Consider the following 17,538-nt stretch of genomic DNA (forward strand, 5'->3'; position numbering starts at 1 on the left):
AACGTCACCGGCGTTTGCGTCGGAGCGTGTCGCTCAGAGCGGCGTCTTGAGCGTGTCGAGCACCTGGTCGATGATCCCGTACTCGACAGCACCGGCGGCCGTCAGGATCTTGTCGCGCTCGACGTCCCGGCTGACCTCCTCGGGCGTCTTGTTGGAGGCCTCGGCGAGCATCTTCTCGAGCAACTCGCGCATGCGGATGATCTCGTTGGCCTGGATCTCCAGGTCGGAGATCTGACCACCGGTGCCCTCGGTGTAGGGCTGGTGGATCAGGATGCGGCTGTTCGGCAGGGCGAAGCGCTTGCCCGGGGTGCCGGCGGCGAGGAGCACCGCGGCGGCCGAGGCCGCCTGGCCCAGGCAGAACGTCTGCACGTCCGGCTTGATGTAGCGCATCGTGTCGTAGATCGCCGTGAGCGCGGTGAACGAGCCGCCCGGGCTGTTGATGTAGATGCTGATGTCACGATCGGGATCCATCGACTGCAGGCACAGCAACTGGGCCGTGACCGCGTTGGCGACGTCGTCGCTGATCGGCGTGCCGAGGAAGATGATGCGGTCCTCGAACAGCTTCGTGTAGGGATCGATCCGACGGAAGCCGTAGGACGTGCGCTCTTCCCACTGGGGCATGTAGTAGCTCATCGGACGTCTCCTGCCGTGTTGACGATCTCGTCGATCAGTCCGTACGCCTTGGCCTGCGCGGGCGTGAACCAGCGGTCACGGTCGGCGTCGGCCTCGATCTGCTCGACGCTCTGGCCGGTGTGCTTGGCCTGGAGCTCGTTGAGCTGCTTCTTCAGCAGGATGGACTGCTCGGCCTGGATCTTGACGTCCGAGGCCGAGCCACCGATGCCGCCCGAGGGCTGGTGCATCATGATGCGCGTGTGCGGCAGCGCGAAGCGCTTGCCGGCCGTGCCCGCCGCGAGCAGGAACTGGCCCATGGAGGCGGCCAGACCCATGCCGACGGTGACGACGTCGTTCGAGATGAACTGCATCGTGTCGTACATCGCCATGCCCGCGTCGACGGAGCCGCCGGGGCTGTTGATGTAGAAGTACACGTCGGCCTCGGGGTCCTCGGCGTTGAGCAACAGCAGCTGCGCGCAGATCGCGTTCGCGTTCTGGTCGCGGACCTCCGAGCCGAGGAAGACGATGCGTTCCTTCAGCAGACGGTTGTAGATGTGCCCGTCGAGGTCGGAGGGACCCGCCTCGACGGCCATCTGGGGGTTCATGGGTGCGTTCACGTCACCGACCCTAGACCGCGGGACGGACACAGACACGCGCCCGACACCCGTGTTCGCCATCGGCGTACAGCACGTCATGCACCGCGCACGGTGACGTCGGCCGAGATCGCGTCGAGGGTCCGGTCCATTCCGGCCACCAGCTCGTCGTCGTGCTCCTCGATCCCACCGAGGGCCAGCGTCGCGATGACGCGGCTGATCAGGGTGCGCCGGCCACCGAGGAGATCGCGGCGCAGGACCAGGCGGGTGCCGCCGTCCTGCGGCTCGAGCCGGTAGGACCAGCGGGCGCCCGGCCCGTAGACGCGGAACGCCAGCAGCTCGGGCGGGTCGACGGCGACGTACCGGCTGAGCGTCGGCCAGATGAACGCCTTGCGCTTGTTGAGGTTCACCGAGAGCTGGCCGGGGGCCAGCCGACGCGGCAGGAAGAGCTGGGCCCACGTCTCGGGACTCCAGCGGCGCATCCGTCGCTGGTCCTGCAGGACCTCCCAGACCCGCTCGGCCGGAGCGGGGATGAACGTCGAGGTCTCCAGCGGCGGGACCCCGCCGCTCAGGCTTTTCCCGGCGGGACACCGCCCTCGGCTGCGGCCTTGATCCGGTCGAGTGTCTGGCGGATGCCGTCCTCGAGCTCGCTCTCGAAGTTGTCCGTGCCGCCGAGCACGCGGCTGGTGAGGAAGTTCGAGAGGGCCGAGACCCCGTGGGGCGCGTGACGGCTCTCGGTCAGGCGGGTGCCCGTCGCCGTGGCCTCGAGGTCGTAGGACCACACGGTGCCGTTCTCGGCGATCGAGAAGGCGAAGCGCTTCGCGGGCACGAACTCCACGACCTTCGAGCGCGTGGGCCAGAACAGCGGACCGCGGCGGTTGATGTTGACCGTGGTCGTGCCGACGCCGACAGGACCCTTGCCGCGCACGATCGTCTTGCGGCACTGCGGGCTCCAACGGGGCATCTGCGCCGGGTCGCTCACCAGCTCCCACACCCGCTCCGGGGGCGCCTCGATGTCGATCGTCGCCGAGATCTCGTCACGGTTCGCCACAGTCGTCTCCCTGGTTCGTCGGTCGGTGCTCCGCGAGCCTAACCGACCGTGACAGCGAAGGTGTCACATGGGGGTGACCTGTCTCACACGCAGATCAGGAGCCGAGGCTGCGCACCTGACGCGGCTTGGCATTGATCCAGGCCACCAGCCAGTCGCCGACCCGGGGATGGTTCAACAGCGCGAAGTGGTGCGCCGACGGCAGGTACTCCGACCGCGCGGCCGGCGCGACGGGCCCGGCCGCCACGAAGTGGTACTCCGCATGTGGCAGGGGCGCCGCCGCGATGCGGTCCAGGCCCCAGCGAGCCGTGAGGTCCTGGCCCTCCCACTCGTCGGCCGAGATGTACCCGTGGCGCAGGTCGACGATGCCTGCCGAGCGGGAGTCCAGGATCGTACCGAACGGCGTGGACCGGGGCCAGAACCCCAGCACGCGCGACCCCAGGTGCGCGGCCTTCTCCAGGTTCGCACCGGCGTGCGGCGTGCCGAGGCAGACGACGTCACCGACCCGGTGCGGCCACAGGTGCCCGGCCACGGTGGCCCGGTTCGTCGCCGCACGGACGACCAGTCCGCCCATCGAATGCCCGACCAGCGTGATCCGATGCACCGCGATCGGCCAGTTGGCGACGACCTGCTCGAGCAGTTCGTCGAGGTGCTGGCCGTTCTCGGAGACGTCCAGGCCGGTGTTGTACCGCAGCAGGACGGTCGTGGCCTCGGTGTCCGCCGCGATGCGCTCGGCGTAGGTGGCGCTCGGTCCCCGGCGCAGCCAGGACTCGTCGTTCTCGCACAGGCCGTGGACGAGGACGACGAGGTGGCCGGTCGCGTCGGGATAGGCCTGGCGCAGCTTCCACGGTGTCGCCGCGATGTCCGTGCCGTCGCGGCGCAGGGACATCGTGATCGCCTGGGGATCGCCCATGAGGCGCAGCTCGTCGCCGACCAGCCCGTTGACCGCGGAGCGGACCTGGCGGCCGACCCTCGAACCATCCACCGGGGCACCCACGCCGTGCGCCGCCATCGACCGGGCGGCGGTGCCCGAGGCCCGCAGTGCCCGCGAGAGGGAGCCGTAGACCGTGCCCGCGACCGCGTCGTGGATCGCCTCCGGCACCCGGCTGCCGACGATCCGGGTGGCACCGAAGACGCGGTGGGCGACCGCCGTGTGGACGTCGCGGACCGTGCCCAGGACGACCCGGTCGCCGTACTCGAGCGCGAGCGCGGCGACGTCGGTCGTGCGAGCGGTCGAGGTCATGCGTCCATGGTGCCCCAGGCGCCCAGCGATTCCCGCCCCGATCTCGGGGCGCGGACCTCAGAACAGCCAGTCGCAGGTGGACTCGAAGGACTTGCCGCGCAGGACGTCGTCGAAGAACCGCACGGCCTGGCCGCCACCCTCGTACCCGGAGGCGAGGTGAGAGGGCGCCCACGACGTCGAGTAGACGATCCGCGAGCCCCGGGCGCACCACTGCTTCGCGGCCTCCTTGACCGAGCGAAGAGGGACGATCTCGTCGGCCCATGCGGCCGTCACCGCGAACGGCACCTCGATGCGCGACCGGCTCGTCGGCGGCGGCTCCGGGGTCGCCGTGGCGGTGGGACCGAACGCCTCAGGATCGGTCAGCCCGCGCGGCAGTCCCACCGGCGGACATCCGGACGCCGGAGCGTCGTCGTCGAGCACGCCCACCGCGAGGAGCAGCAACGGCCGGTACACGTCGGGACCACGGCGCACGCCGATCGCGGTCAGGTCGCCGGTGGGCGCGGTCGCGTGGCCGCCCGCGATGGGCAGCTCGGGGGCGTAGCTCGGGGCCAGCTCCAGGGCCCCGGCCGTCGCGCCGCCGCCCTCGGAGAATCCCTGGAGGAACACGGGCGCGGTCACCGAGACACCGAGCTGTCGCGCGGCCCGCACCACGTCGAGGGCATTGTGGCCGAGGACGACGTTGTCGGCGTACGGGTGGTCGCCGGGCGTGCCGAGTCCTTCGTAGTCGGTCATGGCGATCGCGTAGCCCGCCGTGTGGAACTGCTTGATCCACGTGCCGTCGTTGAGCCGGCCGGACTCGATCAGCCGGCTGGCGGCGCAGCGGTCGTCGAGGCCTTGCGTGCCAGGACTGACCGCGACGAGCGGCCTCTCCCCCGGCCCGCGCCACGGGGTCTTCGGGACGATCACCAGGCCGGAGACGGGCGTCGCCTCACCCCGGACGCCCGTGGACGCGTAGAGCACCCGGGTGGCCGTCGCATCCGCCGGCGCGATCCCGAGGGCGGCCAGGGCCCCGGGCGCCGGAGCCTGCTCGAGGACCGAGCCGGGCGAGGCCGTCGCGGCGGCTGCGGACACACCGCCGTCCTCGATCGCATACGCCCGTACGGACGTCAGGGAGACGGTGAGGAGGCCGGCCAGCAAGGCCACGGCGCTGGCGGCGAGGGGGCGCACCTTCACGGATCTTCTCCTGCGGGGTCTCGAGCTATCCCGAGAGCCACGGCATCAGGTTCCGGTGGCGCGTAACACTCGGTTACTCTGCCCGGCCCACGCAGTGCGGTCAAGGCCCGCGCGGCGTGTCGCGCCCGGACGACGAAAGAGCCGGCGCCCCGAAGGGCACCGGCTCTGTCGTTCGGGCGGGCAGGGCCCGCCGGAGGGTCACTCCGAGGCGGACTCGTCGGCCGGCTCGTCGCCGCCGACCGTGCCGTCGGCACGCAGGTTCGCCAGGTCGACGACGTTGCCGGACTGGTCCGTGACCTTCGCCGACTCCACGAGCGACGCCAGCGCCTTGCCGCGCAGCACCTCGCTGATCATCTCGGGCACGTGGTTGTGCTCCATGATGTGCTGGATGTAGGAGTTCGGGTCCTCGCCGGACTGCTGGGCCCGACGCATGATGTGCTGGCTCAGCTCGTCGTTGTCGATGTCGTACTCGTTCTCCTCGACCAGCTGGTCCAGGACGAACTGCGCCACGATCGACTCGCGGACGTCGCGCTCGAGCTCGGACTCGAACTCGTCGACCGTCTTGCCGTCCTCCTGGTCCTCGAGGTAGTTCTCGAGGGTCAGGCCGGCCATCGCGAGCTGCTGGTCCATCTGCTGACGACGGTTCGCCAGCTCGGCCTCGGCCAGTCCGTCGGGCATCGGGGCGTCGACCCGGGAGACGAGCTCCTCCAGGACGAGGTCGCGGGCCTCGGCGGCCTGCTCGATGCGCTTGCCGCGCGTCAGGCGCTCGACCAGGTCGGCACGGAACTCGTCCATCGTGTCGAAGTCGGAGGCCATCTGGGCGAACTCGTCGTCGAGCTCGGGCAGCTCGGTCTGACGCACGTCCTGCAGCGTGACGGTGACGTCGACCTCCTCGCCGGCCAGGTCGCCACCGACGAGGGTGGTCGAGAAGGTGGCGGACTCGCCCTTCGACAGTCCCGTGACGGCCTCGTCGAGACCGTCGAGCATGGTGGCCTTGCCGATGACGTAGGGCAGGCCCTCGGCCTGGGCCTCGTCGATCAGCGTGCCGTCCTTGTGGGCGGCCGAGAGGTCGATCGTGATCGAGTCGCCGTCGGCGGCCGGGCGGTCGACGTCGGTGAAGGTGGCGAAGCGCTCGCGCAGCTGGTCGAGCTGCTCGTTCACGTCGTCGTCGTTCACCTCGATGTCCTTGACCGTCACGGCGATCTCGGACGCATCCGGGATCTCGAGCTGGGGCCGGACGTCGAGCTCGGCGGTGACCTCGATGGGCTCACCGTCGACGAACTTCGTCAGGTCGATCTCGGGCTGGCCGAGCGGCGTGGTCTTGGTGTCCTGCAGCGCCTGGGTGTACCAGCCCTGCAGGGCCGAGTTCAGCGCCTCGTCGAGGACCGCGCTGCGGCCGACGCGCTGGTCGATGATGGCCGCCGGGACCTTGCCCTTGCGGAAGCCGGGGACCTGGATCTGGGCACCGATGGTCTTGTAGGCCTTGTCGAGGTTCGGCTTGAACTCCTCGAACGGCACCTCGATGGTCAGCTTGACCCGCGTCGGGCTCAGCGATTCGGTGCTGCTCTTCACGTGATGACTCCTGCGTCGTTGGGCGTGTCCAGCCCACGGAGTCCTCACGCAGGCCAGCGTTCAGTCTACGGGGCTGCAGTGGCGGTGGGTCAAACGGGCCGCCGCCCGGCCGCCGTACACTGTCCGTGCCCACGGGATGTGGCGCAGCTTGGTAGCGCACCTGCTTTGGGAGCAGGGGGCCGCAGGTTCAAATCCTGTCATCCCGACGCAGGACGCCTAGGCTGAAGTCATGATCACCGAGGCGGCCGCCGGACGCGTGGCCCTGGCCCGCGTGGTGGACGCGTCCCTGGACGTCGCCTCCCACCTCGCCGCCGTCGCCGGTCCGACCGTCGGAGCCACCGACGTCTTCATCGGCACGATCCGCGACCACGACCCCGGGGCCGACGGCGCCGTCGTCGCACTGGAGTACGAGACGCACCCCGACGCCGAGGGAATCCTGACGGCGCTCGCGGGAACGGTGGCGCTCAACACCGGCGCCACGATCGCGGTGTCGCACCGCGTCGGCTCCCTCGGGGTCGGGGACGTGGCCGTGGTCGTCGCCAGCAGCGCCGCGCATCGGCGCGAGGCGCTCGAATCGACCCGGGCACTGATCGAGTTGATCAAGACCGAAGTCCCCATCTGGAAGCGCCAGACCGACGCCAGCGGCCGGAGCGGCTGGGTCGGACTGTGAGCCTCGTCGACGGCTTCGGCCGGGTCCACCGCGACCTGAGGATCTCCCTCACCGACAAGTGCTCGCTGCGCTGCACGTACTGCATGCCCGCCGAGGGCGTGCCGTGGATCGAGCGCGACAGCATCCTCACGACGGACGAGATCGAGCGCATCGCCCGGGTCTGCGTCTCGCTGGGCGTCACCACGATCCGGCTCACCGGGGGCGAGCCGCTCGTGCGCAAGGATGCCGTCGACGTCGTCCGCCGGCTCGCGGCCCTCGGACCCGAGGTCTCGATGACGACGAACGGCCTGCGCCTGGCCGAGCTCGCCGTCCCGCTGCGCGAGGCGGGGCTGACCCGGCTCAACATCTCGATCGACACGCTCGACGCCGAGCGCTTCGCAGCGCTGACCCGACGCGACCGGCTGGGCGACGTCCTGGCCGGGATCGAGGCCGCCCGTGCTGCCGGCTTCGCGCCGCTGAAGCTGAACGCGGTCGCCATGCGCGGCGTCAACGACGACGAGCTGGTCGACCTGGTCGAGTTCGCGATCGGTGCCGGCGCCCAGATGCGGTTCATCGAGCAGATGCCGCTCGACGCCGGTCACACCTGGGACCGGGCCACCATGGTGCCGGGCGCCGAGATCCTGCAGACCCTGCGCACCCGGTTCGAGCTCGAGCCCGTGACCGGCCGGGGCTCCTCCCCCGCCGACCTGTGGACGATCGACGGGGGCCCGGCCACCGTGGGCGTGATCGCCTCGGTCACCGCACCGTTCTGCGCGGCCTGCGACCGCATCCGGATCACTGCCGACGGGCACGTGCGCAACTGCCTCTTCGCGCGCGATGAGTCCGATCTCGTCCCGGTGCTGCGCGGCGGCGGCACCGATGCCGACCTCGCCCGGATCTTCGAGTCGTCGATCGCCGCGAAGCGTGCCGGGCACGGCATCGACTCGCCGACGTTCGTCCAGCCGACGCGCCCGATGAGCGCGATCGGCGGCTGACTCAGCCTCCCGCGAACGGCGGCAGCACGTCGACGGTGAGGCCCGGCGGCAGGACGGTCTCCCGATCGGTCGTGCGAATCCCCTCGACCAGCACGGAGCACCGCGTGAGCACCGGCCCGAGGTCCACGAACCGTTCGGCCAGGCCGTCGAGGAGCTCGCCGAGCGTGCCGGCGACGAGCGACGTCTCGGACGTCCCCGCGGCCTCACGCGCGGCGGCGAAGAGTCGGACGTGGACGGGCTCCATGGGCCCAACGTAGCCCGCCGGCGCTCTGGCCACGACGGGGCGAGCAGGTTAGCGTCGATCCAGTGGAACCCACCAGCCCCGCGAGACACCTGGCCGAGCAGGTCCGCCTGCGCGCACCCGCCTGCGGAACGACCCGCGTCGTCGCGATCGACGGGCGCAGCGGAGCGGGCAAGACGGCCCTCGCCCTCGACCTGGCCGACCTGACGGGCGCGCCGATCCTGCACCTCGAGCGGCTCTATCCCGGATGGCACGGACTCGCGCAGACCCCGGCGGTCGTCCGGGCCCTGCTGGCCGACCTGGCGATCGGCGAGGTGGGGCGCGCGCGTCAGTGGGACTGGGCGGCCGACCGGCCGGGGCGGTGGCTGACCGTCCGGCCCACTCCCGACCTGATCATCGAGGGCGTCGGTGCGGGCGCGCTGCCGTTGCGGCCGTTCCTCAGCCACCTGGTGTGGCTGGAGGCGGACGAGACCGAGCGTCGCCGCCGCGCCCTGGCCCGCGACGGTGACACGTACGAGCCCTGGTGGGACGTGTGGGCCGCCCAGGAGGAGGAGTACCTCACGACCGACCGCACCCCCGCCGCGGCGGACCTGGTCATCTCCACGACGTCGGACTCGCGAACCGCCCGCTGAGTCGAACCCGCACGGGTGGTTGTGGCATCATGGTGCTGGCGCTTCGGCGCCGCGCGGACGTAACTCAATGGCTAGAGTCCCTGCCTTCCAAGCAGGATGTTGCGAGTTCGAATCTCGTCGTCCGCTCCACTCAGTCGCGGTGACCGCGCAGGCGGTCCACCGCCGCCCGCGCCAGGGAGCCGACGATCGCCACGGCACCGAAGATCACGAACAGCCAGCCCGCGAGCGGCCTGTTCCCCCCGTTCATGAGGAACATCCCCATCGCCACGATGACGGCGCAGGTCGCGTAGAACGGCCAGGTGACCGGTCCGGGCTGCTCGTCCATGCGGAACCCGTCAGGCCGGGAGTCGATGCAGGATCAGCACGGCGCGGTCGTCCTCGCCCGGCTCGGTCTGGTCCAGGATGCGACGCGGCGCGCCGGCCATCTCCTGGGAGATCGCGATCGCGGCGGCCCCGCGCAGCCACTCGACCCCGACGGTGAGGTCCAGGGTGCGGGTCTCGACGACGCCGTCGGTGTAGAACATCAGCGCCTCGCCCGGCTCGATGACACCCGAGGTGCCGTGGAACTCCGGACGGTCGATGATGCCGAGCGCCAGTCCGCGCGCACCGGAGACGACCCACTCCTTCTGGTCGCGCTTCCAGTGCATGGCCGGCGGGTGTCCGGCGTTGAGCACCTCGTAGCCACCCGTCTCGAGGTTGACCAGGACGTGCACGGCCGTGGCGAAGCCCTCGTCCCACGACTGGCGCATCAGGTAGTCGTTGCCGGCGGCGAACAGGCCCAGCGGCGGGAGGGATCCGATGAGCCCACCCAGCGCACCGGCCAGCTGCAGGGACTGCGTGCCGGCCGCGACGCCCTTGCCACAGACGTCGACGAGCACCATCTCGAGGTACTTCTCGTCCTTGGACAGGTTGGCCACGAGGAAGTCGCCCGCGAACTTGGCCGAGCCGGCCGACTCCATCGCCGACTCGCTGACCCAACCGTCGGGCAGCGGCGGGACGGCACCTTGGGCCTGCAGCCGGTCGCGCAACTCCATCAGCATCGCCTCACCGAGCGCGGCGGGCAGTCCGGAGCGGTTGCGCGAAGAGCTGTACAACAGGATTCCCGCAGCGATGTAGAGCGCCGCCGCGGAGGCCGGACGCGAGGAGTTGAAGCCGGTGTCCACCGAGTAGACCAGCGCCGACACGGTGGCGGCGAACAGGACGATGACCGTCAGGGCCGCGTGGAGCCGCCACTGCAACAGCATCCCGCCGACGATCAGCGGCACGATGAACATCGCGACGGGCATGATCCAGTACCACTGCAGGCTGACGATGAACATCGCGCCGGTGAGCAGCATCAGGGCGGCGAGAACGGCCATCTGGCCGTCCCGGGATCCTGACCGCCATTCGCGGGCGTTGGTCGACAGGTACCTGCCGACCGGATCGCGCCGCGGACCCTTCGTCGTGCTCACGGACCGACCCTACCGGCGCCGCTGACAACGTGGGCACCCGAAGAGGTTTCTGCCGGCGACGACTTCGGTGCGCACGCGGGTTCCGCAGACCAGGCACGGTTGACCGGCCCGCCGATAGACGTAGACCTCGCCGCCGTGGTCGTCGACCCGCGGTTCGCGGCCCATCGCCTCGGGCTCGTGCTCGGGGCGCACGGTGTCGATCCGGCCGGTGCGCACACCTCCGCCCATCAGGTCGACGAGGTCCGCCCACAGCGTCAGGAACGTGCCCGGCCGCAGGTCGCGACCGGCCACCTTCGGGTCGATCCGGTGCCGGAAGAGCACCTCGGCGCGATACACGTTGCCGACGCCCGCGATGACGCGCTGGTCCATCAGGAGGGTCGCGATGGGCGCCCGCGACGCCGCCACGACGGCCGCGGCCCTCTCGACGTCCGCCGCGGGATCGAGGGGGTCCGCGCCGAGCCGGGCGTGGATCGCCTCGATCTCGTCGGGGACCAGCAGCTCACAGGCCGTCGGCCCGCGCAGGTCGGCCGTCGCGCGGCCCGAGGAGAGCCGCCAGCGGACCTGGCCGACGACGGGCGGCTCGGGGTCCTCGACGAAGGTGAACGCGCCGTAGAGACCCAGGTGCACGTGCACCTGCTCCTCCAGGTCGGAGAACGCCACGAAGAGGTGCTTGCCATGAGCCGTCGCCTCGAGCAGGGTGCGGCCGTCGAGCCGGGCGGCGGCCTCGAACCGGCCCTGAGGGCTCCCGGAGCGCACGACCTTGTCGCCGAACGTCCCGGTCAGGTCCAACGCGAGGCGGTGGAGGGTGTGCCCCTCAGGCAAAGGTGCCGGTCTCCTCGTACGTCGCCAGCAGGTCGATCCGACGCTGGTGGCGATCGGCCTCGCTCCACGGCGTCGTGAGGAAGGCCTCGACAATCTGCTCGGCCTCCTCGAGCGAGTGCATCCGGGCGCCGATGCCCATGACCTGGGCGTTGTTGTGCTGGCGCGCGAGCTGGGCGGTCTCGACGCTCCAGGTCAACGCACAGCGGATGCCGGGGACCTTGTTGGCGGCGATCTGCTCGCCGTTGCCGGATCCGCCGATCACGATGCCGAGCGAGCCCTTGTCGTCGAGGACCGCCTGGGCCGCGTCGACGCAGAACGGCGGGTAGTCGTCCTCGGCGTCGAAGCTGTGGGCGCCGTGGTCGACGGGCTCGTGACCGTGCTCGGTGAGCCAGGTGACGAGATGGTTCTTGAGTTCGTAGCCGGCGTGATCGGCACCGAGGTGGACGCGCATGGGTCCATCCTGTCAGGTCGGATCAGGACCGGACCAGGGGCGTGTGTGCCATCTCGTGCACCCAGGCGGCGAACGCGCGGGCCGACTCGTCACCCTCGTAATCGCCCAGGACGTGCACCTTCAGGAGTCGCCGCCGATCGGCGAGCGGGTCGCGGCGCAGCATGTCGTCGAGGACGTCGGCCAGGCCCGTCAGTCGCTTGTCGACCATGTAACCGCCCGCGGCGACCGGGACGGCCTCGGCGAACTCGTCGAGACCGTGGGCCATGCTCACCATGAGGTACGGCTTGCCCGAGGCGAGCCAGTCCGAGACCACACTCGAGACGTCCGAGACCAGCGCGTCGGCGCGGTTCATGCAGTCCGCGACCGAGAGCCCGCGGACGGCCTCCTCTCCCCACAGGTGCCGGCGGGCGTTCGTCGGATCGTCGTGATCGGCCTGCAGGATCGCGTCGAGCGCCGCCAGCCGGTCCGTCCACGAGGGAGCCCGCAGGAAGACCGGGTGGGGCCGGAAGATGATGTTCACGTCGGCGTCGATGAGCGCCCGCAGGATCCGGTCGGCGACCTTGATGGACGAGAAGTTCGTCATCTTGCCGTTGCCGGTCCAGGTGGGCGCGTAGAGCACGGTCGGCCGCTCCAGCTCGGTGACCGGCGTGGCGGCGGGCAGCACGTCGCCGGACTGGGGACGGCCCAGCAGCACGAAGCGCTCGCGCGGGATGTCGACCCCGTGCCGTGTGTACCGGTCGATCGCCGCCTCACCCGACGCCACCAGCACGTCGTAGCGCAGGTGACGGCTGTGGTGGCTGCCGGACTTGTCGGAGTCGCCGTGACCCAGCCACACGTGCCGGACCGAGCGGATGCCCATGAGCTTGAGGTGCCCGGGCGCGTTGTGGACGTAGAAGAACGTCGTCATGGACGGGACCGTCAGGACCCGCATGTCCCCGAGCACGTCCGAGCCGGCCGAGATCCACGGCATCGTCGGGCGGATCCCGGCACGCAACTCGGCGCAGTAGTGCGACCGCAGCCCAACGATCACGCCGCGGTCCCCCGAGGCCAGCAGGTGCGGCTCCCACATCCCGACGTGGATCGGCCCGCCGCCGTACCCGCCGTAGCCGAGCACGAACCGTGGCTCGTAGGCCAGCAGGGCGCGGCGCAGGGTCCGGCGGGCACCCCACAACCGCACCTTGTCGGCGACGACCGGCGCGGCCGCGACGGCCAGCACGACGAGGACGACGAGCACCACGGGCAGCGAGGCCAGGGCCAGCGCGAAGGCGAGCACGGCGCCGAGCCAGCGCACGGCCAGGACGAACGGGCTGCGGTCGGGCGGGTCGGGCGTGGGACAGACGGCGGGCTCGGGCACGCCGGGAAGGCCGTGCACGTGCGGCGGGGCGGCCGGGCGCAGCATGGCGGCCCGGACGAGCACGACACCGAGCACCGCCGCCAGGACCGCGCCCGGGCCCAGTCCGTGCACGACGGCCCGGATCGTCAGGGCCAGCGCGGCGACGAGGACCAGTCCCGCAGAGGACCAGGCGAAGACGCGGTTGCGCGTCCCCAGGTCCGTGCGGAACCGGTGCCGGAGGTCGTCGACCTCCCGGTCCCGGCGAGCGCGGAGACGTGCAGCGAGACTTGGCAGCTGGTCGGTCATCGCGCCCAGTATCCCGGCCCGGCTCCCTCAGTCGAAGATCGGCTCGCGGGTCCGGGTGCGCTTGAGCTCGAAGAAGCCGTCGTAGGACGCCAGGGCGCGAGCACCGTCGAACACCGTTCCGGCCTGCTCGCCCTTGGGCGCCGGCGAGAGCACCGGGCCGAAGAAGGCGGTGTCGCCGATCGAGATCACGGGGGTGCCGACCTCCTCGCCGACGCGGCTGATGCCGTCGACGTGGGAGGCCCGGACGGCGTCGTCGAGCGACGTGTCGTCAGCGGCGTCCGCCAGCTCGACGGGGAGTCCGGCTGCGACCAGCGCCTCCTCGTACAGGGTGCGGTCGAACTCGCGGCCCTCGTTGTGGCGGCGCGTGCCCAGCTCGGTGTAGAGGTCGCGCAGCACCTCGGTGCCGTACTTCTGCTCGGCGGCGATGGCCAGGCGGACGGGACCCCAGCCCTGCTCGATCGCCTCGCGGTACTCGTCGGGCACGTCCTTGTCCTCGTTGAGCACGGACAGGCTCATCACGTGGAACACGGTGTGGACGGGCCGGACCTGCTCGACCTCGAGCATCCAGCGGGAGGTCATCCAGGCCCAGGGGCACAGCGGGTCGAACCAGAGGTCGACGGTTTCGGTGGAGGTCATGTCCGGTCCAACACCGGGCGGCCTGCTCGCATTTCCTCGACGAGGGCCGCGACGACCACGTCGAGCTCGCCGGCCTGCTGCGCGGCGACCGCGCGCTGACGCTGGTAGGACGCTCCCCCGGCGGCCATGATGTCGCGGACGCCGTTCAGCTCCTCGGCGCAGTCGAGGTCCTCGGCGACCGGCTCGAGCTGGACCAGCAGCCGCTCGAGGTCGTCGGTCACGAGCTCCTCACGGGCTTCGCGGTCGAGGATGAGGATCGCGTCCATGCCGTAGCGGGCGGCCCGCCACTTGTTCTCCTGCACGAACCACGAGGGGATCGAGGGCAGCTCGCGCCCCGCGTCCAGCTCGCGCGAGTGGTGCTCGACCAGGCAGTGGGTCAGAGCCGCGATGCTGCCCAGCTCGGAGAGCGTCGGGACGCCGTCGCAGATGCGCATCTCCAGGGTGCCGAACTTCGGCGAGGGCCGGATGTCCCAGCGGATCTCGTCGAAGGAGTCGATGACGCCGGTGTGCATCATGTCGCCGACGTAGTGCTCGAGCTCGTGCCAGTGGTCGAACTGGAACGGCAGGCCCGCCGTGGGCAGCTGCTGGAACATCAGCGCGCGGTTCGAGGCGTAGCCGGTGTCCTGTCCGCCCCAGAACGGGCTGGAGGCGCTGAGCGCCAGGAAGTGGCCGTAGTGCGTGAGCATCGCCCGGCTGATCGGCAGCACCTTGTCGCGGTCCTCGATGCCGATGTGGACGTGGACGCCGTAGATCAACATCTGGCGGCCCCACCACTGGGTGCGGTCGATCAGGGTCGCGTACCGCTCCTTGTCGGTGACCTTCTGCTGGGTCCACCGTGCGAACGGGTGGGTGCCCGCACACATCAGCTCGACCCGCAGCGGGTCGGTGACCAGCCGGAGCGCCTCGATGCTGCGGCTGAGGTCGTGGGTGACCTCCTTGACGGTGCGGCACACCCCCGTCACGACCTCGACCGTGTTGAGCAGCAGCTCCTGCTTGATGTGCGGGTGCTCCCCGCCACCGACCGGCGCCACCGCCTCGAGCACCGTCTGGGCGACCTGGCGCAGGTCCCCGGAGTCCTGGTCGACCAGCGCGAGCTCCCACTCCACGCCGATCGTCGACCGCTCCGAGGCGGCGAACGGGATGTCCATGTGAACATCCTGCCCGACCACGTGGCGCGAAGCCCCACCCGAGAGGGCCGGTGTGACCCATCTCCAACGAAGCGTCGGGTGGTGGGCAGTCGTGGACGGGTGAAAGAGTAAGAGCATGCCCGGCACCAATCTGACCCGCGAAGAAGCCCGCCAGCGCGCAGCCGTCGTCTCCGACGCCGCCTACGACATCGCTCTGGACCTGACCCTCGACGGGGAGCGGTTCGGCTCGGTCACCACGTTGACCTTCGCCGCGCAGCCCGGCTCGTCGACGTTCGTCGACCTGGTCGACGCCGAGCTGGAGTCCGTCACCCTCAACGGTCGCGAACTGGACCTCTCGGCCTACTCCGACCAGCGCATCGCCATCGACGGTCTCGAGGCCCGCAACGAGCTCGTCGTCACCGGCACGTGCCTGTACTCGCACTCCGGCGAGGGCCTGCACCGCTTCGTCGATCCCGCCGACGACCGGGTGTACCTCTACACCCAGTTCGAGGTCCCCGACGCGCGCCGTGTCTTCGCGACGTTCGAGCAGCCCGACCTGAAGGCACAGTTCACGTTCCACGTCACGGCGCCGTCGCACTGGAAGGTCGTCTCCAACTCCCCCACCCCCGAGCCGATCGTGCTCGACGGCGGTGCGGCGGTGTGGCACTTCGAGCCGACCAAGACCATGAGCACCTACATCACGGCGCTCGTCGCCGGCGACTACCACGAGGTCCGCGACACGTACGCCGGCGAGTACGGCCAGATCCCGCTCGGCGTGTTCTGCCGCCAGTCGCTCGTGCCGTACCTGGATGCCGACGACATCATCCTCATCACCAAGCAGGGCTTCGAGTTCTTCGAGGGCGCCTTCCAGATGGGGTATCCGTTCGGCAAGTACGACCAGCTCTTCGTGCCGGAGTACAACATGGGCGCGATGGAGAACGCGGGCTGCGTCACCTTCCGCGACGAGATGATCTTCCGCAGCCGCCAGACCGTCTCGGCCTACGAGCAGCGCGCCAACACGATCCTGCACGAGATGGCCCACATGTGGTTCGGCGATCTCGTGACCATGAAGTGGTGGGACGACCTGTGGCTGAACGAGTCGTTCGCGGAGTTCGCGGCCCACCACTCGTCGGTCAAGGCCACCCGGTTCACCGATGCGTGGACGGGCTTCACCAACAACCGCAAGAACTGGGCCTACCGCCAGGACCAGTTGCCCACGACGCACCCGATCGCCGCGGACAACTACGACCTGCACGCGGTCGAGGCGAACTTCGACGGCATCACGTACGCCAAGGGCGCCTCGGCGCTGAAGCAGCTCGTCGCCTGGGTGGGCGAGGAGGACTTCTTCGCCGGCCTGCGCAGCTACTTCTCGAAGTACGCGTACGGCAACACCGAGCTGAAGGACCTGCTGGCCGAGCTCTCCGAGGCCTCCGGCCGCGAGCTCGACAGCTGGGCCGCGGAGTGGCTCCAGACCTCGGGCGTCAACACGCTGCGTGCCGACTTCGACGTCGACGATGCCGGCACGTTCACCCGCTTCGAGGTCGAGCAGACCGCGAGCGAGGAGTACCCGACGCTGCGCCGTCACCGCATCGCGATCGGCCTGTACAGCCGCGAGGGCGACCGGCTCGTGCGCACCGACCGGATCGAGACCGACGTCCGTGGCGAGCGCACCGAGATCCCGGAGTTGGTCGGCAAGGCCCGCCCCGACCTGATCCTGCTCAACGACGACGACCTCACCTACGCCAAGATCCGCCTCGACGCGGGCTCGTTCGAGACCCTGCTGAGCAGCATCGGCTCGTTCGCCGAGTCGCTGCCCCGTGCCCTGTGCTGGGGCTCGGCGTGGGACATGACGCGTGATGCCGAGCTGCCGTCGGCCGACTTCGTCGACCTCGTCCTGGCCGGCGTGGGCACCGAGACGGACCTGACCGCGGTGTCCTCGCTGCTGCGCCAGGGAAAGACGGCCGTCACCCAGTTCACCTCCGACGAGAACCGTCCCGAGCTCGCCGCGCGCTGGGAGGCCGGCGTGGCCGACCTGCTGGTCAACGCCGAGCCCGGCAGCGACCACCAGCTGGCGTTCGCCCGCGCGCTGGCCTCGGCGGCCACGTCGCCGAAGTTGCTGCGCGACCTGCTCGACGGGTGGATCTCGGGCCTCGAGCTCGATGCCGACCTGCGCTGGACGCTGATCAGCGGCCTGGCGAAGCTCGGCGACGCCGACGAGGCCGAGATCGACGCCGAGCTGGAGCGCGACAACACCAGCCAGGGCCGTGAGCACGCCGCCGGAGCCAAGGCCCTGCGTCCCACCGCCGAGGCCAAGGCCGAGGCGTGGCGCCGCGTCGTCGAGGACGCTTCCACCCCCAACGAGACGCGTCGTCAGATCGCCTCGGGCTTCCAGGTCTCCGGCCAGGCCGAGGTGCTCGCACCGTACGTCGACAAGTACCTCGAGATGGCCGAGACGGTCATCGACGAGATGGGCGTGTGGATCGGCCAGGTCGCGCTGATCAGCCTGTTCCCGCTGCCCAACCCGACGGCCGAGACGCTCGCGAAGGTCGACGCCTGGCTCGCCGGCACCCAAGCGCCCGCCGCGGCGAAGCGCTACGTGCTGGAGGGCCGTGACGACCTCCGCCGCGCGCTCGCCGCTCGCGAGATCAACTGAC

General features: G+C 70.6%; 19 protein-coding genes and 2 tRNA genes. 6 read left to right on the forward strand and 15 right to left on the reverse strand.

Translation table 11 applies throughout. The annotated features are described in order from the left end of the window. Positions 1 to 33: 33 nt before the first annotated feature. From GL325_RS06270 to tig, 7 genes are all read right to left on the reverse strand, one after another. Positions 34 to 633, reverse strand: a complete 600-nt coding sequence (locus GL325_RS06270) for an ATP-dependent Clp protease proteolytic subunit (protein ID WP_154595645.1) — start codon at positions 631 to 633, stop codon at positions 34 to 36. Further along, positions 630 to 1,205 (reverse strand): ATP-dependent Clp protease proteolytic subunit, encoded by a 576-nt coding sequence (locus GL325_RS06275; RefSeq protein WP_373681478.1) that lies wholly within the window; start codon positions 1,203 to 1,205, stop codon positions 630 to 632. Before GL325_RS06275 ends, GL325_RS06270 begins: the two co-directional genes overlap by 4 nt. 98 nt (positions 1,206 to 1,303) lie before the next feature. Then, on the reverse strand, positions 1,304 to 1,777 hold the full coding sequence (locus GL325_RS06280) for an SRPBCC domain-containing protein (RefSeq protein ID WP_255499425.1): 474 nt from the start codon (positions 1,775 to 1,777) through the stop codon (positions 1,304 to 1,306). Continuing rightward, on the reverse strand, positions 1,774 to 2,256 hold the full coding sequence (locus GL325_RS06285; protein WP_187768928.1) for an SRPBCC family protein: 483 nt from the start codon (positions 2,254 to 2,256) through the stop codon (positions 1,774 to 1,776). Before GL325_RS06285 ends, GL325_RS06280 begins: the two co-directional genes overlap by 4 nt. A gap of 94 nt (positions 2,257 to 2,350) precedes the next feature. Beyond that, entirely contained in the window at positions 2,351 to 3,496 is a 1,146-nt protein-coding gene (locus GL325_RS06290) for an alpha/beta hydrolase (protein WP_187768929.1), read from the reverse strand. Between the two features lie 57 nt (positions 3,497 to 3,553). After that, complete coding sequence (locus GL325_RS06295) at positions 3,554 to 4,669, reverse strand: lipase family protein (RefSeq protein WP_187768930.1); 1,116 nt, start codon at positions 4,667 to 4,669, stop codon at positions 3,554 to 3,556. 198 nt (positions 4,670 to 4,867) lie between these two features. Next, positions 4,868 to 6,241 (reverse strand): trigger factor, encoded by a 1,374-nt coding sequence (gene tig, locus GL325_RS06300; protein WP_187411762.1) that lies wholly within the window; start codon positions 6,239 to 6,241, stop codon positions 4,868 to 4,870. A 132-nt stretch (positions 6,242 to 6,373) separates the two neighbouring features. On the opposite strand from tig, the gene GL325_RS06305 reads away from it, so the two are divergent. The 3 genes from GL325_RS06305 to moaA all read left to right on the forward strand — a co-directional run bounded on the left by GL325_RS06305 (position 6,374) and on the right by moaA (position 7,885). Further along, positions 6,374 to 6,447, forward strand: a tRNA-Pro gene (locus tag GL325_RS06305). Between the two features lie 23 nt (positions 6,448 to 6,470). Beyond that, positions 6,471 to 6,911 (forward strand): molybdenum cofactor biosynthesis protein MoaE, encoded by a 441-nt coding sequence (locus GL325_RS06310; RefSeq protein WP_154595650.1) that lies wholly within the window; start codon positions 6,471 to 6,473, stop codon positions 6,909 to 6,911. Further along, the gene (moaA, locus tag GL325_RS06315) at positions 6,908 to 7,885 is read left to right on the forward strand and encodes a GTP 3',8-cyclase MoaA (protein ID WP_255955671.1); all 978 of its coding nucleotides are present in this window, start codon (positions 6,908 to 6,910) and stop codon (positions 7,883 to 7,885) included. The genes GL325_RS06310 and moaA overlap by 4 nt, the downstream gene beginning before the upstream one ends. Before the next feature lies 1 nt (position 7,886). Here moaA and GL325_RS06320 read toward each other — a convergent pair whose 3' ends face one another. Further along, on the reverse strand, positions 7,887 to 8,129 hold the full coding sequence (locus GL325_RS06320) for a MoaD/ThiS family protein (RefSeq protein ID WP_154595652.1): 243 nt from the start codon (positions 8,127 to 8,129) through the stop codon (positions 7,887 to 7,889). Between the two features lie 62 nt (positions 8,130 to 8,191). Between GL325_RS06320 and GL325_RS06325 the strand changes: the two genes are divergently transcribed. Next, a complete protein-coding gene (locus tag GL325_RS06325) occupies positions 8,192 to 8,758 on the forward strand; it encodes a hypothetical protein (protein ID WP_154595653.1) in 567 nt (188 codons plus the stop codon). A gap of 53 nt (positions 8,759 to 8,811) precedes the next feature. After that, positions 8,812 to 8,887: transfer RNA gene (locus tag GL325_RS06330), tRNA-Gly, on the forward strand. A gap of 1 nt (position 8,888) precedes the next feature. On the opposite strand, the gene GL325_RS06335 is transcribed toward GL325_RS06330, so the two are convergent. The 7 genes from GL325_RS06335 to GL325_RS06365 are packed head-to-tail and all read right to left on the reverse strand — an operon-like array spanning position 8,889 to position 14,905. Then, a complete protein-coding gene (locus tag GL325_RS06335; protein ID WP_187768931.1) occupies positions 8,889 to 9,083 on the reverse strand; it encodes a hypothetical protein in 195 nt (64 codons plus the stop codon). 10 nt (positions 9,084 to 9,093) lie between these two features. Beyond that, positions 9,094 to 10,209: a PP2C family protein-serine/threonine phosphatase gene (locus GL325_RS15930; RefSeq protein WP_154595655.1), complete on the reverse strand. Its 1,116-nt coding sequence runs from the start codon at positions 10,207 to 10,209 to the stop codon at positions 9,094 to 9,096. 9 nt (positions 10,210 to 10,218) lie between these two features. Next, on the reverse strand, positions 10,219 to 11,031 hold the full coding sequence (locus GL325_RS06345) for an Fpg/Nei family DNA glycosylase (RefSeq protein WP_187768932.1): 813 nt from the start codon (positions 11,029 to 11,031) through the stop codon (positions 10,219 to 10,221). Next, positions 11,024 to 11,482, reverse strand: coding sequence for a ribose-5-phosphate isomerase (locus GL325_RS06350; RefSeq protein ID WP_154595657.1), 459 nt, complete (start codon positions 11,480 to 11,482; stop codon positions 11,024 to 11,026). The genes GL325_RS06345 and GL325_RS06350 overlap by 8 nt, the downstream gene beginning before the upstream one ends. A gap of 22 nt (positions 11,483 to 11,504) precedes the next feature. Then, the gene (locus GL325_RS06355) at positions 11,505 to 13,121 is read right to left on the reverse strand and encodes a CDP-glycerol glycerophosphotransferase family protein (RefSeq protein ID WP_187768933.1); all 1,617 of its coding nucleotides are present in this window, start codon (positions 13,119 to 13,121) and stop codon (positions 11,505 to 11,507) included. Between the two features lie 27 nt (positions 13,122 to 13,148). Then, on the reverse strand, positions 13,149 to 13,757 hold the full coding sequence (locus GL325_RS06360) for a disulfide bond formation protein DsbA (RefSeq protein ID WP_154595659.1): 609 nt from the start codon (positions 13,755 to 13,757) through the stop codon (positions 13,149 to 13,151). Then, positions 13,754 to 14,905: a glutamate--cysteine ligase gene (locus GL325_RS06365; protein WP_187768934.1), complete on the reverse strand. Its 1,152-nt coding sequence runs from the start codon at positions 14,903 to 14,905 to the stop codon at positions 13,754 to 13,756. The genes GL325_RS06360 and GL325_RS06365 overlap by 4 nt, the downstream gene beginning before the upstream one ends. Before the next feature lie 115 nt (positions 14,906 to 15,020). Between GL325_RS06365 and pepN the strand changes: the two genes are divergently transcribed. Next, positions 15,021 to 17,537: an aminopeptidase N gene (gene pepN / locus GL325_RS06370; RefSeq protein WP_187768935.1), complete on the forward strand. Its 2,517-nt coding sequence runs from the start codon at positions 15,021 to 15,023 to the stop codon at positions 17,535 to 17,537. Position 17,538 lies beyond the last annotated feature (1 nt).

Source organism: Aeromicrobium sp. 636 (assembly GCF_024433585.1).
GTDB lineage: Bacteria > Actinomycetota > Actinomycetes > Propionibacteriales > Nocardioidaceae > Aeromicrobium > Aeromicrobium senzhongii.

Excerpts from the sequence above, each read along its gene's own strand:
- GL325_RS06270 (WP_154595645.1), bottom strand. The coding sequence starts at position 633 with ATGAGCTACTACATGCCCCAGTGGGAAGAGCGCACGTCCTACGGCTTC.
- GL325_RS06275 (WP_373681478.1), bottom strand. The coding sequence starts at position 1,205 with ATGGCCGTCGAGGCGGGTCCCTCCGACCTCGACGGGCACATCTACAAC.
- GL325_RS06290 (WP_187768929.1), bottom strand. The coding sequence starts at position 3,496 with ATGACCTCGACCGCTCGCACGACCGACGTCGCCGCGCTCGCGCTCGAG.
- GL325_RS06310 (WP_154595650.1), top strand. The coding sequence starts at position 6,471 with ATGATCACCGAGGCGGCCGCCGGACGCGTGGCCCTGGCCCGCGTGGTG.
- GL325_RS06320 (WP_154595652.1), bottom strand. The coding sequence starts at position 8,129 with ATGGAGCCCGTCCACGTCCGACTCTTCGCCGCCGCGCGTGAGGCCGCG.
- GL325_RS06335 (WP_187768931.1), bottom strand. The coding sequence starts at position 9,083 with ATGGACGAGCAGCCCGGACCGGTCACCTGGCCGTTCTACGCGACCTGC.
- GL325_RS06350 (WP_154595657.1), bottom strand. The coding sequence starts at position 11,482 with ATGCGCGTCCACCTCGGTGCCGATCACGCCGGCTACGAACTCAAGAAC.
- GL325_RS06355 (WP_187768933.1), bottom strand. The coding sequence starts at position 13,121 with ATGACCGACCAGCTGCCAAGTCTCGCTGCACGTCTCCGCGCTCGCCGG.
- GL325_RS06360 (WP_154595659.1), bottom strand. The coding sequence starts at position 13,757 with ATGACCTCCACCGAAACCGTCGACCTCTGGTTCGACCCGCTGTGCCCC.
- GL325_RS06365 (WP_187768934.1), bottom strand. The coding sequence starts at position 14,905 with ATGGACATCCCGTTCGCCGCCTCGGAGCGGTCGACGATCGGCGTGGAG.
- pepN (WP_187768935.1), top strand. The coding sequence starts at position 15,021 with ATGCCCGGCACCAATCTGACCCGCGAAGAAGCCCGCCAGCGCGCAGCC.